The 12,322-nt window shown below is 58.7% G+C and carries 12 protein-coding genes; 6 read left to right on the top strand and 6 right to left on the bottom strand.

Translation table 11 applies throughout. The features are described 5' to 3' along the window. Window positions 1–15 precede the first annotated feature (15 nt). From AC1DCP_RS19680 to hemF, 3 genes are all read right to left on the bottom strand, one after another. Complete coding sequence (locus AC1DCP_RS19680; RefSeq protein ID WP_003513537.1) at window positions 16–201, bottom strand: DUF1059 domain-containing protein; 186 nt, start codon at window positions 199–201, stop codon at window positions 16–18. Window positions 202–320: 119 nt separating this feature from the next. Then, complete coding sequence (locus tag AC1DCP_RS19675; RefSeq protein WP_003513532.1) at window positions 321–587, bottom strand: hypothetical protein; 267 nt, start codon at window positions 585–587, stop codon at window positions 321–323. Between the two features lie 122 nt (window positions 588–709). Continuing rightward, window positions 710–1,621, bottom strand: a complete 912-nt coding sequence (hemF, locus tag AC1DCP_RS19670; protein WP_013636609.1) for an oxygen-dependent coproporphyrinogen oxidase — start codon at window positions 1,619–1,621, stop codon at window positions 710–712. Between the two features lie 129 nt (window positions 1,622–1,750). Between hemF and AC1DCP_RS19665 the strand changes: the two genes are divergently transcribed. Continuing rightward, window positions 1,751–2,026 carry a hypothetical protein gene (locus AC1DCP_RS19665; RefSeq protein WP_013636608.1) on the top strand — a complete coding sequence of 92 codons (276 nt, stop codon included), beginning with the start codon at window positions 1,751–1,753 and terminating at the stop codon, window positions 2,024–2,026. A gap of 3 nt (window positions 2,027–2,029) precedes the next feature. Here AC1DCP_RS19665 and AC1DCP_RS19660 read toward each other — a convergent pair whose 3' ends face one another. Together AC1DCP_RS19660 and AC1DCP_RS19655 are read right to left on the bottom strand one after the other, a co-directional pair. After that, window positions 2,030–3,682 (bottom strand): Na/Pi cotransporter family protein, encoded by a 1,653-nt coding sequence (locus AC1DCP_RS19660; RefSeq protein ID WP_019565202.1) that lies wholly within the window; start codon window positions 3,680–3,682, stop codon window positions 2,030–2,032. 172 nt (window positions 3,683–3,854) lie between these two features. Beyond that, window positions 3,855–4,328, bottom strand: coding sequence for a tRNA (cytidine(34)-2'-O)-methyltransferase (locus AC1DCP_RS19655; RefSeq protein ID WP_065687143.1), 474 nt, complete (start codon window positions 4,326–4,328; stop codon window positions 3,855–3,857). 225 nt (window positions 4,329–4,553) lie between these two features. Here AC1DCP_RS19655 and AC1DCP_RS19650 point away from each other — a divergent pair, with 225 nt between their 5' ends. The 3 genes from AC1DCP_RS19650 to AC1DCP_RS19640 all read left to right on the top strand — a co-directional run bounded on the left by AC1DCP_RS19650 (window position 4,554) and on the right by AC1DCP_RS19640 (window position 9,172). Then, the gene (locus tag AC1DCP_RS19650; protein WP_193559214.1) at window positions 4,554–4,709 is read left to right on the top strand and encodes a hypothetical protein; all 156 of its coding nucleotides are present in this window, start codon (window positions 4,554–4,556) and stop codon (window positions 4,707–4,709) included. 383 nt (window positions 4,710–5,092) lie between these two features. Next, complete coding sequence (locus AC1DCP_RS19645) at window positions 5,093–6,943, top strand: ABC transporter ATP-binding protein (RefSeq protein WP_003513520.1); 1,851 nt, start codon at window positions 5,093–5,095, stop codon at window positions 6,941–6,943. A gap of 252 nt (window positions 6,944–7,195) precedes the next feature. Beyond that, a complete protein-coding gene (locus AC1DCP_RS19640) occupies window positions 7,196–9,172 on the top strand; it encodes an ABC transporter ATP-binding protein (RefSeq protein WP_161986889.1) in 1,977 nt (658 codons plus the stop codon). A gap of 13 nt (window positions 9,173–9,185) precedes the next feature. On the opposite strand, the gene AC1DCP_RS19635 is transcribed toward AC1DCP_RS19640, so the two are convergent. Further along, on the bottom strand, window positions 9,186–10,118 hold the full coding sequence (locus AC1DCP_RS19635) for an endonuclease/exonuclease/phosphatase family protein (protein WP_065687144.1): 933 nt from the start codon (window positions 10,116–10,118) through the stop codon (window positions 9,186–9,188). A 310-nt stretch (window positions 10,119–10,428) separates the two neighbouring features. Between AC1DCP_RS19635 and petA the strand changes: the two genes are divergently transcribed. After that, window positions 10,429–11,007, top strand: coding sequence for a ubiquinol-cytochrome c reductase iron-sulfur subunit (gene petA / locus AC1DCP_RS19630; protein WP_003513514.1), 579 nt, complete (start codon window positions 10,429–10,431; stop codon window positions 11,005–11,007). 14 nt (window positions 11,008–11,021) lie between these two features. Continuing rightward, a complete protein-coding gene (locus AC1DCP_RS19625) occupies window positions 11,022–12,305 on the top strand; it encodes a cytochrome b (RefSeq protein WP_476774574.1) in 1,284 nt (427 codons plus the stop codon). Window positions 12,306–12,322: the final 17 nt, after the last annotated feature.

The following is a 12,322-nucleotide window of genomic DNA, read 5'->3' as shown; positions in this document are numbered from 1 at the left end:
CGGAGGCGTTGCGGCTCAGGCCGCATTTGCCTCGTCGCGGATGCGGGATTTGATGTTTTCGATCATGTTTTCGCGGATGATGGTTTCGCCGTGGGCCGATCGCATATGTTCCACGGTGCGGCGCACGACTTCCGCGTCGTCATCCGCGCGAGTGTGCCAGGCACAGCCGGGCACGAGCGTTCCACATTCAAACAGTCTCATGGTCTTGCCTCCCTGTTTTAGACAGAGGGACAGCCTGCAAATGCCTGCTGTCCCTCTGACAAGAAACGAACGGTCGCCGCTAATGTTCCAGAGCGGCGTCCGCTGACCCTGTTCAGGCCCTATTCTGGCATCGCCCAGCACTGGAAAACAGAGGATGTGCCGGCTGCCGGGATTTTTGTACGAGGCATTTCGTCATTGTCGGCCCGCGTCACCGCTTTTCCGGCAAGCGTGCGTTTTACTTGTTCGACATAAAAGGAATGCGGCAGTTCGCGATCGCCGGTGGCACGCATTTCCGCTGCCATGCGGTCGATCAAATCAGGGGTATCGATGGAATGCGATGCTCCCTCAGCGGAAGCGGATATAGGCATGCTGTTCGAAGTAATCATGACGATAGCTCCTCCAGTACGTCTGCACGCAGGAGATTATCATTGCCTTTATTTTTCCATAAGTCCTAATTTGCGCGATTTGCGCCCAAATTCCTGACGGGCGTCAAATTTACGTGAGTATTTCAGGGCCACCGGACCACGGGCGGCAGGGAAGACAGAATCGATTCGACATTGCCGCCGGTCTTGAGGCCGAAGATCGTGCCGCGGTCGTAAAGCAGGTTGAATTCCACATAGCGGCCACGGCGAATAAGCTGCTCGTCGCGGTCCTCTTCGGTCCAGGACTGGTTGAAATTGGACCGCACGATTTTTGGGTAGACCAGGTTGAAGGCGCGGCCAACATCCTGCACGAAGGCGAAATTGGCGTCCCAGCCGCCCTTTTCCTCTTCCGGGTGCAGCCAGTCGAAAAAGATGCCGCCGGTGCCGCGCGGCTCGTTGCGGTGTTTGAGGAAGAAGTACTCGTCGCACCACGACTTGTAGCGCGGATAGTCGGCCACGGGATGGCGGTTACAGGTGATCTCGAAGCCGCGGTGGAAAAGCTGGGTGTCCGGGTCCTGTTCCGTCCGCCGGCGTCCAAGCACGGGCGTCAGGTCCGCGCCGCCGCCGAACCAGTGGCTGGTGGTGACGACCATGCGGGTATTCATATGAACAGCCGGCACATTGGGATTGACCGGATGGGCGATCAGCGAAATGCCCGAGGCCCAGAAGCTGGGGTCTTCTTCCGCACCCGGTATCTGCTGGCGGAATTCCGGCGAGAACTCACCATAGACGGTGGAGGTGTGGACGCCGACCTTTTCGAAGACGCGGCCCTCCATCATCGACATCTTGCCGCCGCCGCCCGCGCCATTGTCGCGCAGCCAGTCCTTCTGCACGAAGCGTCCCGGTTCCTGATCGGCGAGCGGGCCGCTCAGCTCGTCTTCAAGGGTTTCGAAAGAGGTAACGATGGTGTCGCGCAGATGCTGGAACCAGGCCTGGGCGGCGGCCTTCTTGTCTTCTATGTCCTCGGGCAAGCCCTTCGGCAAAGATGGCCGTTCCATGCATGTTCTCCTTTGGTGAAGTCGATTCCCTGTCGCATCTAGCAGGTGCTGGCCTTGCGCACAAATTCGACTCGCCAAGTTCACATGCGGGCACTATCTTTAGCGATGTAGGTGCCAGAGGTGAATATCATGACGAAATTTGCCGGACCGCCGCCCCTGGACGGGCTGAAGCGCAGGATCGCCAATCACCGCAAGGCGCGTGAAAGTGACGGCGGCGATCCGATGCGCAACGGCATGTTCGTGCGGCAGACCTTTTGTCTCGACCGTGAAGAAGCCCGTGCCAAGGCGCGCGAGTGGTTCGACAGCTTTCCGAAGGCCGCCTATTGGACCGAAGTGGAAAGCTGGCGACAGCTGGAAGGCGACCGCATCGAATTCACGATGCGGCGGCTTCCTTCGGCAGACTAAGCTTTAAGCACGCGGTTCGGCGTAACGCAGGCGGCTTTCGATCAAAACGCCGCTTTCATCCAGAATGGGATGGGCAACAGAGACGATATGGGCGTTTATGCGCTTCAGGTCGCGCAGCATGTCGAGATGCAGTGAACTCGTCTGCATGCTTTCCGTCAGCCCATCGCGCAGCCGCTCGAGATGGCGGTTGGACGACTGTTTTTCGAGGCGGCGTATATCCACCTTGCTTTCCATCAGCCGGCGGGCGAGATCGAAATCGCCGGTCACCAGAATGCTCTGGGCGGCCCGCAGATTTTCGATTGTCATGTCGAACAGCGTTTTCAGCTCCTCATAACCGTCGTCGGAAAATTTGAAGCTGTTCAGGACCTTCTTGCGGATCTGCTCGCAAATGCCTTTTTCGATGATGTCGCCGATATGTTCGAGATTGATCGCGTAATCGATGATGGCGATCGAACGGCGCGCTTCGTCGTCTGCAAGCCCTTTGCGCCCCAGTTGGGAAAGATAGACCTTCACCTCCTGCTGACGGCGATCGACCTTCTTTTCGAGCAGTGACACTTCCTGAAGGGGTGCCAGATCATTATGCTTGAAGGCGTTTTCGGCGCGGATCAGCATGCGCTCGATAGCATCGCCGACGCTCAAGACCTCACGCGTGGCATTGGCGAGCGCCACAACAGGCGTATCCAGCGCCTGCTGATCGAGGAAATTCGGGCCATCTTCGGTTTTCGGATCGCCCGGCACCAGCTTTGCCATCAGGTCGGATATGAGGGCTGAGAACGGCCAGGCAACCGCTGCCAGAATGACATTGAAGATGAGATGCGCATCAACAGGCAATTTGGCGGGCGAAAGCGGCAATTGCTGCAAAAGCGTTGCGCCATAGGATGCGAGTGGCATGGCGATGAGGCAGCCGATGGTGCGCACCACAAGGTTGCCGATGGTGATGCGCCGCGCCGAGGCCGGGCCGGAGAGCGTGGCGATGACCGGCGGAATGGCGCCGCCGAGATTGGCGCCGAGAATGAGAACGATGATGAGACCGGCGGACAGCGTGCCGGTAGCAGCAAGCGACAGGATAAGCACCACGACAGCGAGGCTGGAGGAGGAGACGAAGGCCAGCACGGCGGAGAAGATCAACGCGACGGGCCACGCGCCATCAAGCAGACCGATGAAGACGCCAAGGGCTGGCGAGGCACGCATCGGTTCGGTCGCGCCGCTCAACAGATGCAATGACAGAAGCATCAGGCCGATGCCGATGACCGCGGTTCCGCCACCTTGTCGGGCGTTTGAGCTACCCTTTTTGAGCACGATACCGGAGAGGATCAGCAGCGGCGACAGCCACTCCACACCGGCCGCGACAATCCAGGCGGTGACGGCGGTGCCGACATTGGCGCCGAGCAGCACGACCTGCGCCATGCGCGGCTTTATGAGATCGCGTTCTGCGAAGGAGGCGACGGTAAGCGCGGTTGCCGTCGAGCTTTGCAGCGCGACGGTGGCGAAAAAGCCGGAAAAGAAGGAGCGCGGGCCGCTCTGGGTGCCCGTCGCCAATACACTTCGCAATTTCATGCCGAAGGCACGGGTAACCCCATCCTTGACCTGGGCAAGACCAAAGAGCAGCAGCGCGACTGCGCCGAGAAGGTTGACGATGACAATGGTGGATTGCATGCGACGTCTCCTCACACCCGCCGGCGGATGGCTGCGGCGAGGGCGATTTTTGTTGTCCGGCTAATAAGTATAGGAGCCTGAACGCCTTCGGTACAGGCCGGGTTGCGACAGTTTTGAAGCAAAAACGGTCAATTTTTGTATTTGCACGAAAAAATGGCGCTAAAAAAGGCGCTTAAGACCATGCGGTCTGGCGCAAAGCCTCGCCGGTGATCATCGCGGCGGACATTGCGACGTTGATGGAGCGCTGCCCCTCGACCATCGGGATGATGATTCGCTCCTGCGCCTTCTCATGCACGTGGTCAGGCACACCAGCACTTTCACGGCCGAAAAGCAGGATATCGTCGTGGCGATAGGCGATTTTCGTATAGGGCAGGGCGGCCTTGGTGGAGGCGAGAACGAGGCGGCGGCCGGTGGTTGAGCGCCACTCCTCGAACCGGTCCCAGCTGACGTGGCGCGTCAGCGCCGCCGCTGCGATATAATCCATGCCTGCCCTTTTCAGGTTTCGGTCGGAAATATCGAAACCGGCCGGCTCGATGATATCGACGCCGAGGCCGAGACAGGCCGCCAGCCGCAGGATCGTGCCGGTATTTCCGGGAATATCCGGCTGGTAGAGGGCAATCCTGATTTCGGGTCTGATATCGCTCATGGTCTTCTCACCGCATTTGGAATGCCGGACCGCTTATCACGGGCGGCGGGTTTGTGACAGATGCAGCCCGAGAAGACCGTTTCGAAGAGTGCCGTATTCATTCGCGTGACAAAGAGTCGGGCTACCCATTAACCAACGTGTCTTCAGGCCGATCCGGCACATCCGGTTGCGTCGGATCGGCGTTGTTTCGATCCGGATTCCGCGCAGCAAAAACAGGAAGATATCATGTCCGAACGGGCGAATTTCGTCCATTTGACCGACCTGCATGTGGGCAATCCGCAGGTGCAGGACGATGATCTTTATTCCGACACCTCGGCCACGCTGGCCGATACTCTGGCGCAGATCAAGACGCTCGGGCAGGCGCAGGACGCCGCCGAGTAAGCTGTGCATCCAGGCCTTACAACGGGCGGAGACCTTTGCCGGGTCTTCTCCGCCCGTTCGGCAGAATTGGTCGCAATCGAGAGCTTTTCTGACGCTTTCGGCATCTTTGCGGCTGGTCAACGATTAATTTTTGCGCTACAAGGCGACATCTTCAACACCAGCTAGGGAGGTTCTGATGCAAAATGACATTCGTATTCGCCTCCCGGCCCCAGTAGTGCTGCTGCTGGCCTAGGTGTTACCCCCGCGGTTCGACCGCGTTTCCCATAGTTTGATTCGTCATGTGGCTGTTGCGGCCATATCCAATACTTTTCTGTTCCGTCGTGAGCCATATTTGCGTTTGCTCACGTTTCACGATGGGGCGATTGCTTGCCGGAGCTTGGCCTATGTTTGGCTGGTTTGAAAAACGCCTTGATCCTTTTCCCTCTTCGGCGCCGTCTGTGCCGCCGAAGAAGCTTTTGCCGTTCGTGTGGCATTATGTGCAGCCCGCATGGCCGTGGCTCCTGCTGCTTGGCCTGATGTCCATGGGCATCGCCGTTGCTGAGGCCATGCTCTACAAATTCCTCGGCAGCATCGTTGACTGGCTTTCCACGGCCAATCGCGAGACGTTTTTTGCCGATGAGGGCTGGCATCTGATGGTCATGGCTGGGCTGGTGCTCTTCCTGCTGCCACTGATGGGCGCGATCCACACCATGACGATGCACCAGACGCTTGCCGGCAATTTCGGCATGATCGCGCGCTGGAAGATGCATCGTTTCCTGCTGCGCCACTCCATGAACTTTTTCGCCAACGAATTTGCAGGCCGGGTTTCGACCAAGGTGATGCAGACGGCGCTGGCGATCCGCGAAGTGGCGCTGAAGGTGATCGACGTGTTCGTCTACGCTATCAGCTTCGTCGTCTCGATGCTGTTCATGGTTGCGGCCGCAGACTGGCGGCTGGTCATTCCGCTGCTGGTATGGCTCGGCATCTATATGGGTATCCTCACCTATTTCGTGCCGAAGCTCGGCCGGCTCGCACAGGAGCAGGCCGATGCGCGCTCGATGATGACGGGGCGTATCGTCGACAGCTATACAAACATCTCGACGATCAAGCTGTTTTCGCATGCGGGCCGCGAGGAAAGATATGCGCGTGAGGGCATGAACGTGTTTCTCGGAACCGTTCACCGCCAGATGCGCAAGATTTCCGGCTTCAACATCCTGATCGACCTCAACAATGCGGTTGTGCTGTTTTCCACGGCCTCGCTCGGTCTTTATTTCTGGATGCAGGGTTCGGTCACGGCCGGCTCGGTTGCCATTGCCATAAGCCTTGCCATGCGCGTCAACGGCATGTCGCAATGGATCATGTGGGAAGTCACCTCGCTGTTCGAAAACATCGGCACCGTCTATGACGGCATGTCGATGATGACGAAGCCGCACGATATCGTCGATGCTCCGAAGGCGCCGCAGCTTGCGGCACCGCAGGGCGCGATCCGTTATGATAACGTCCGCTTCCACTACGGCAAGAACAAGGGCGTGATTGACGGGCTGACGCTGGATATCAAGTCGGGCGAGAAGGTCGGTTTGGTCGGGCGTTCCGGTGCGGGCAAGACGACGCTGATGAACCTGCTCCTGCGTTTCTACGATCTGGAAGCGGGCAAGATCACCATCGACGGGCAGGACATCTCCAAGGTGTCGCAGGACAGCCTGCGCGAGTTGATTGGTGTGGTGACGCAGGATACTTCGCTGCTGCACCGTTCGATCCGCGACAACATCGCCTATGGCCATCCCGAGGCCACCGACGAGCAGGTGATCGCGGCGGCAAAGCGGGCGAATGCCTGGGACTTCGTGGAAACGCTTGTCGATATGCATGGCCGCCAGGGTCTCGATGCCCAGGTGGGCGAACGCGGTGTAAAGCTGTCCGGTGGCCAGCGTCAGCGTATCGCCATTGCCCGCGTGTTCCTCAAGAACGCGCCGATCCTGGTACTTGATGAGGCGACCTCGGCGCTCGACTCGGAAGTCGAGGCGGCGATTCAGGAAAATCTGTTCTCGCTGATGGAAGGCAAGACGGTGATCGCGATCGCGCACCGCCTGTCGACGCTGACCGAAATGGACCGGCTCATCATCCTCGACAAGGGTCAGATCGTGGAATCGGGCAGCCATGCGGAACTGGCGGCGATGGGCGGTATCTATGCCGATCTATGGCGGCGACAGTCCGGCGGCTTCATCGCCGACCACGAGGCGGAAGTGGCTGCCGAGTAAGGAGAGCTCGAAGGGCGGGAAGCATGGTTTCCCGCCCTTTCGTTTGCGGTTCGCGTTTATCTATGTAGGCGAGTTAAACCTCTCCTCCGTCATGCCGGCCTTGAGCCGGTTTCCAGCCACGGCGCGTCTGCGCCGTGAAAGGAGTATCCGCGATCAAAGACTTGAATCGCGCTTTACCCCGGATCTAGTCCTTGGTGACGGAGTGAGGATGCTGCGAGTGCGCAAAATCCAGGTGGATCTATCCAGAGCCCGGTGGAACATTCTTCGCCCTTTTTCATTTCCCGAACGTTACCGAAATATAATCTCTTCCCGAACGCTCTGCGGCTGTTCCCGCTCCGGGAATCCGCCTATATCCGGATCATGGTCATTACCCGCATCTTCGAGTTTTTCGAGAACTGGATAAAGCCCTTCGCCCGAAAGGACGATTTGCGGCCGCCGGAAAAGACGTCCGGTTTCATCTGGTTCTATATCTCGCAGGCCAAGGCGCCGTTTCTTGCCATGCTGGTGCTGGGCGGGTTGACGGCTGCCATTGAGGCTGCGCTTTTCTGGTTCGTCGGGCGGCTGGTCGACATTCTCTCGACCGTCAAGCCGGAAGAGGGCTGGGCTGGACTGCTGGCAGCCCATGGCGGCGAACTCGTCGGCATGCTGGTGTTGATCGGCATCGTGCGTTTTATCGTCACCATGGTAACCGCGCTGGTGGACCAACAGATCATCACGCCCGGCTTTTACAATTTGGTGCGCTGGCAATCCTATATGCATGTGGCGCGGCAATCGCTGACCTTTTTCCAGAATGATTTTTCCGGCCGCATCGTCACCAAGGTCTGGTCGGGCGGGCAGGCGGCAGGCGATCTTGTCACCTCGCTTATGGAAAGCGTCTGGTTCGTCGGCATCTACTCCGTCTCGATGCTGCTGCTGATCGGCGGACTGGACTGGCGGCTTGCCGTCGTCGTCCTCGTCTGGGTGCTGATCTTCTCGCTGCTGGCGCGTTATTTCGTGCCGCGTATCCGCTCCCATTCGAAAGAAACGGCGGAGGCAGCCTCCATGCTTTCCGGCCGGATGGTGGATGCGTACAGCAATATCCAGACGCTCAGGCTGTTCGGGCGCGACGATGCCAATGACCGCTACATGCGGCAGGGCTTCGATATCTTCCAGAACGCCACGATGACGTTCACGCGGTTCATCACCGGTGTGCGCGCCTCCATGGCGCTGCTGTCGGGTGTGATGATCACGTCGATGGCGGCGCTGTGTATCGACCTTTGGCTGTCCGGCAAGATCAGTTCCGGCGCTGTCGCCTTCACGCTGGCACTGGTTCTGCGCCTCAACTTCCTGCTCGGGCGATTGATGACGCAGTTCAACGGCATCATGCGCAATTTCGGCACGGTGCAGAATGCGGCAGAGCTGATTTCGCAGCCGATCGGTCTCGTGGACGCGCCGGATGCGACAGTGCTGGACGTGAAAAGTCCAAGTATCCGCTTCGAAAAGGTCAGCTTCCATTATGGGCGGGCGAACGGGGTCATCGACAATCTCAATCTCGATATCAAGGCGGGGGAGAAGGTCGGCATCGTCGGACGCTCCGGCGCGGGCAAATCCACCCTCGTCAATCTGCTGCTGCGGTTTTACGATGTTGAGAAAGGCCGCATCCTCATTGACGGGCAGGATATCGCCAAGGTCACCCAGGAATCACTGCGCGCCCATATCGGCATGGTCACGCAGGATACGTCGCTGCTGCACCGTTCTATCAGAGACAACATCATGTTCGGGCGCACGGATGCCACCGAAGCGCAATTGCTGGAGGCGACGCGCCGGGCCAAGGCGGATGAGTTCATTGCACGGCTTGAAGACCAGCGCGGCCGCACGGGTTTCGAAGCGCATGTCGGCGAACGCGGCGTGAAATTGTCCGGCGGCCAGCGCCAGCGCATCGCCATTGCCCGCGTGATGCTGAAGGATGCGCCGATCCTCGTCCTCGACGAGGCGACGTCTGCGCTTGATTCGGAAGTAGAAGCGGCGATCCAGAGCAATCTGGATGAGTTGATGCAGGGCAAGACAGTGCTGGCCATTGCCCACCGTCTTTCAACAATTGCTGCTCTCGACCGGCTGATCGTCATGGATCAGGGCCGTATCGTCGAGCAGGGCAGCCATTCAGATCTCGTCTCGCAGGGCAGACTTTATTCGGAACTCTGGGCGCGACAGTCGGGCGGCTTCCTTGCTGTGGACGAGGCGGTCCAATAGGGTCTTTTGGCAGCTATTTCCCGATCATGAAATCCGCCATCAGGCCGAAATGATTGGAACCGAGGCTGTCGGGCAGACGGGTGGTGTTCAAGAGCGTGGCCGGTTCGCGGGCGAAGATATGGTCGATGGCGATGCCGAAGCGACCTGCCTTCGTCGGCCATGTGGCGGGTTCCCATGGCGCTTTCTTCAGGTCGTTGGCGGCGAGGAAGTCGCGCATGTCGGGAGCGATGCTGGCCGAATTGAAATCTCCGGCCAGAATGAGCGGCCCGGTAACGCGAAAGAGAATTTCGCTGACTTCGTCCAGCTCGTCCCGGTGATAGTCGTCGAAATAGGGTTTGGTGATGTGACCTGCGGCGAGCGTCAGCTTCGTGCCGTCGAAATCGATGCTGGCGATGGCGAAACGGTCGCGGCGCAGATCGCTGAGGCTATGGAAACGGCCCTCCAGCAGCGGTCGCTTCGACAGGATCAAAAGATCACAGGTCGGTGTTCCCGCATAGCAGCCAAGCCTGTGGGGGTAGGTTTGCTGCAGACGCGGCAGAACCGATTCCAGCGCAGCCGCCTCGAACAGATAGACAGCATCCGCGTCTGATTCGAGAATCCTGTCGGCAATCGCATCCGCATTGGCGGCGTTATCCATCAATACGTTGAAGGACAACAGCCGGAAGGGTCTGGCGCCAGGTGCCGCATTGGCGCTTGTTGAGAATTCCATGAGCATGGCGACGGCGTGGATGGCGAGTGCAAGCGACCAGATGATGAGGAAAGCGGAAATCGCGTCACGCGTCAGCCAAAATACCAGGCATGACAGCAGGATACATACGAAGGCGATGTGAAGCTGGAAACTGGTGACGAAGGCTAAAAGCCAGAAATCCGTCACATAACGCAGGCTGGCGATGAAAAGTACGGCAGCCACGACCGTGGAGACCATGCACGAGAGCTTCGCCGTCATCCGAATCCCTGCTTTCCAAGCTCTCCCTTGATGTCTCGTAACATGCCGCAAGGGTGGGCACAATGTTGCCCGCTTGCCGGGGCTTAGGAAAAAATGAGAAACAAATCCGCCCCTTCTGGCAGAATTACGGCAGCTTTGTGTGCTTTGCTCTTGCCAAGTCAGTCAATATTTTGCGATCAAACAGAATGACGCGGTTTCTCAAACGCCGCGAGGATGACCGAGACGGTGGGACGGAGATTGTCTTGGATCAAATCATAGCGGGAGGACTCATGCGATTTACGGCAAAAACAGCGCAGAGGATGGTGTAGCGGTGAGCGAGCACGTAACCAATCACGACGCCTCGGGTGAACCGACCCGTCGCGATTTTCTTTATCTAGTAACCGGAATGACGGGCGCCGTTGGTGCCGCCGCAGTGGCATGGCCTTTTATCGACCAGATGCGTCCAGACGCATCGACGCTGGCGCTTGCCTCCATCGAGGTGAACGTCGCGGCGGTCGAGCCGGGCATGTCGCTGACCGTGAAGTGGCGCGGCAAGCCGATTTTCATCCGTAACCGCACGGAAAAGGAAATCGGCGAAGCCAATGCGGTCGCTCTTGCCGATCTCAAGGATCCGGTGGCGCGCAACGCCAACATTGCCCCCGACGCGCAGGCGACGGACATTGACCGTTCCGCCGGTCAGGGCAAAGAAAACTGGATCGTCATGATCGGTTCCTGCACCCATCTCGGTTGCGTTCCGCTCGGCCAGGCCGGCGATTTCGGCGGTTGGTTCTGTCCCTGCCATGGCTCGCATTACGATACGGCGGGCCGCATACGTAAGGGTCCGGCGCCGCAGAACCTCGCCATCCCGACATTTGCATTCACATCCGATACCGTGATCAAGATCGGATAAGGGGACAGATATTTATGAGTGGTCATTCCAGTTATCAGCCGTCCACCGGCATCGAGAGGTGGATCGATTCGCGGCTTCCCTTGCCGCGCATGATCTATGACAGCTTCGTTGCCTATCCTGTCCCGCGTAATCTGAACTACGCCTACACATTCGGCGCTATGCTGGCTGTCATGCTGATCGTGCAGATCCTCACCGGCGTCGTGCTTGCCATGCATTATGCCGCTGAAACGACGGTTGCCTTCAATTCCGTTGAAAAGATCATGCGCGACGTCAACCACGGCTGGCTGTTGCGCTACATGCACGCCAACGGTGCGTCGTTCTTCTTCATCGCGGTTTACCTGCACATCGCCCGTGGACTTTATTACGGCTCCTACAAGGCGCCACGCGAAATCCTCTGGATTCTCGGCTGCGTGATCTACCTACTGATGATGGCGACGGGCTTCATGGGCTACGTGCTGCCGTGGGGCCAGATGTCCTTCTGGGGTGYAACTGTTATCACCGGCTTCTTCTCGGCTTTCCCGGGCATAGGTGAATGGATTCAGCAGTTCCTGCTCGGCGGCTTTGCGGTGGACAATCCGACGCTCAACCGCTTCTTCGCGCTCCACTACCTGCTGCCCTTCATGATCGCGGGTGTCGTCATCCTGCATATCTGGGCGCTGCATGTGACCGGCCAGACCAATCCGACCGGTGTGGAAGTGAAGAGCAAGACCGATACGGTACCCTTCACGCCCTATGCGACGTTGAAGGATGCACTCGGCGTTTCGGTGTTCCTCATCGCTTATGCGTGGTTCGTCTTCTACATGCCGAACTTCCTCGGCCACCCTGATAACTACATCATGGCGGATCCGTTGAAGACACCGGCGCATATCGTGCCCGAATGGTATTATCTGCCGTTCTACGCGATGCTGCGCGCCATCACCTTCAATATCGGGCCGATCGATTCCAAGCTCGGTGGCGTTCTCGTCATGTTCGGCGCAATCATCGTGCTGTTCTTCCTGCCCTGGCTCGATACCTCGAAGGTTCGCTCCGCCGTCTATCGTCCCTGGTACAAGCTGTTCTTCTGGCTGTTCGTGGTCAACGCCATCCTGCTCGGCTGGCTGGGTTCGCGTCCGGCGGAAGGCCTTTATGTCATCATGTCGCAGATCGGCACGCTTTATTACTTCGGTTTCTTTCTCGTCATCATGCCGATCCTCGGTCTGGTCGAAACGCCGCGGCGTATTCCGAATTCGATTACCGAGGCCGTTCTGGAAAAGAACGCCGCCAAGAAGACTGCCGCGCCAGCGGCCGCCCAAGTCTGAGCGCGAAGGAAGGATGA

The organism is Agrobacterium sp. 10T429 (assembly GCF_056393925.1).
Note: the sequence above shows the minus strand (reverse complement) of the source record. Positions and strands in the feature narration are given on the sequence as shown.

Coding starts and splice junctions, on each gene's coding strand:
- AC1DCP_RS19645 (WP_003513520.1), top strand. CDS start 5,093: ATGTTTGGCTGGTTTGAAAAACGCCTTGATCCTTTTCCCTCTTCGGCG.
- hemF (WP_013636609.1), bottom strand. CDS start 1,621: ATGGAACGGCCATCTTTGCCGAAGGGCTTGCCCGAGGACATAGAAGAC.
- AC1DCP_RS19660 (WP_019565202.1), bottom strand. CDS start 3,682: ATGCAATCCACCATTGTCATCGTCAACCTTCTCGGCGCAGTCGCGCTG.
- AC1DCP_RS19680 (WP_003513537.1), bottom strand. CDS start 201: ATGAGACTGTTTGAATGTGGAACGCTCGTGCCCGGCTGTGCCTGGCAC.
- AC1DCP_RS19675 (WP_003513532.1), bottom strand. CDS start 587: ATGATTACTTCGAACAGCATGCCTATATCCGCTTCCGCTGAGGGAGCA.
- AC1DCP_RS19665 (WP_013636608.1), top strand. CDS start 1,751: ATGACGAAATTTGCCGGACCGCCGCCCCTGGACGGGCTGAAGCGCAGG.
- AC1DCP_RS19635 (WP_065687144.1), bottom strand. CDS start 10,118: ATGACGGCGAAGCTCTCGTGCATGGTCTCCACGGTCGTGGCTGCCGTA.
- AC1DCP_RS19655 (WP_065687143.1), bottom strand. CDS start 4,328: ATGAGCGATATCAGACCCGAAATCAGGATTGCCCTCTACCAGCCGGAT.
- AC1DCP_RS19650 (WP_193559214.1), top strand. CDS start 4,554: ATGTCCGAACGGGCGAATTTCGTCCATTTGACCGACCTGCATGTGGGC.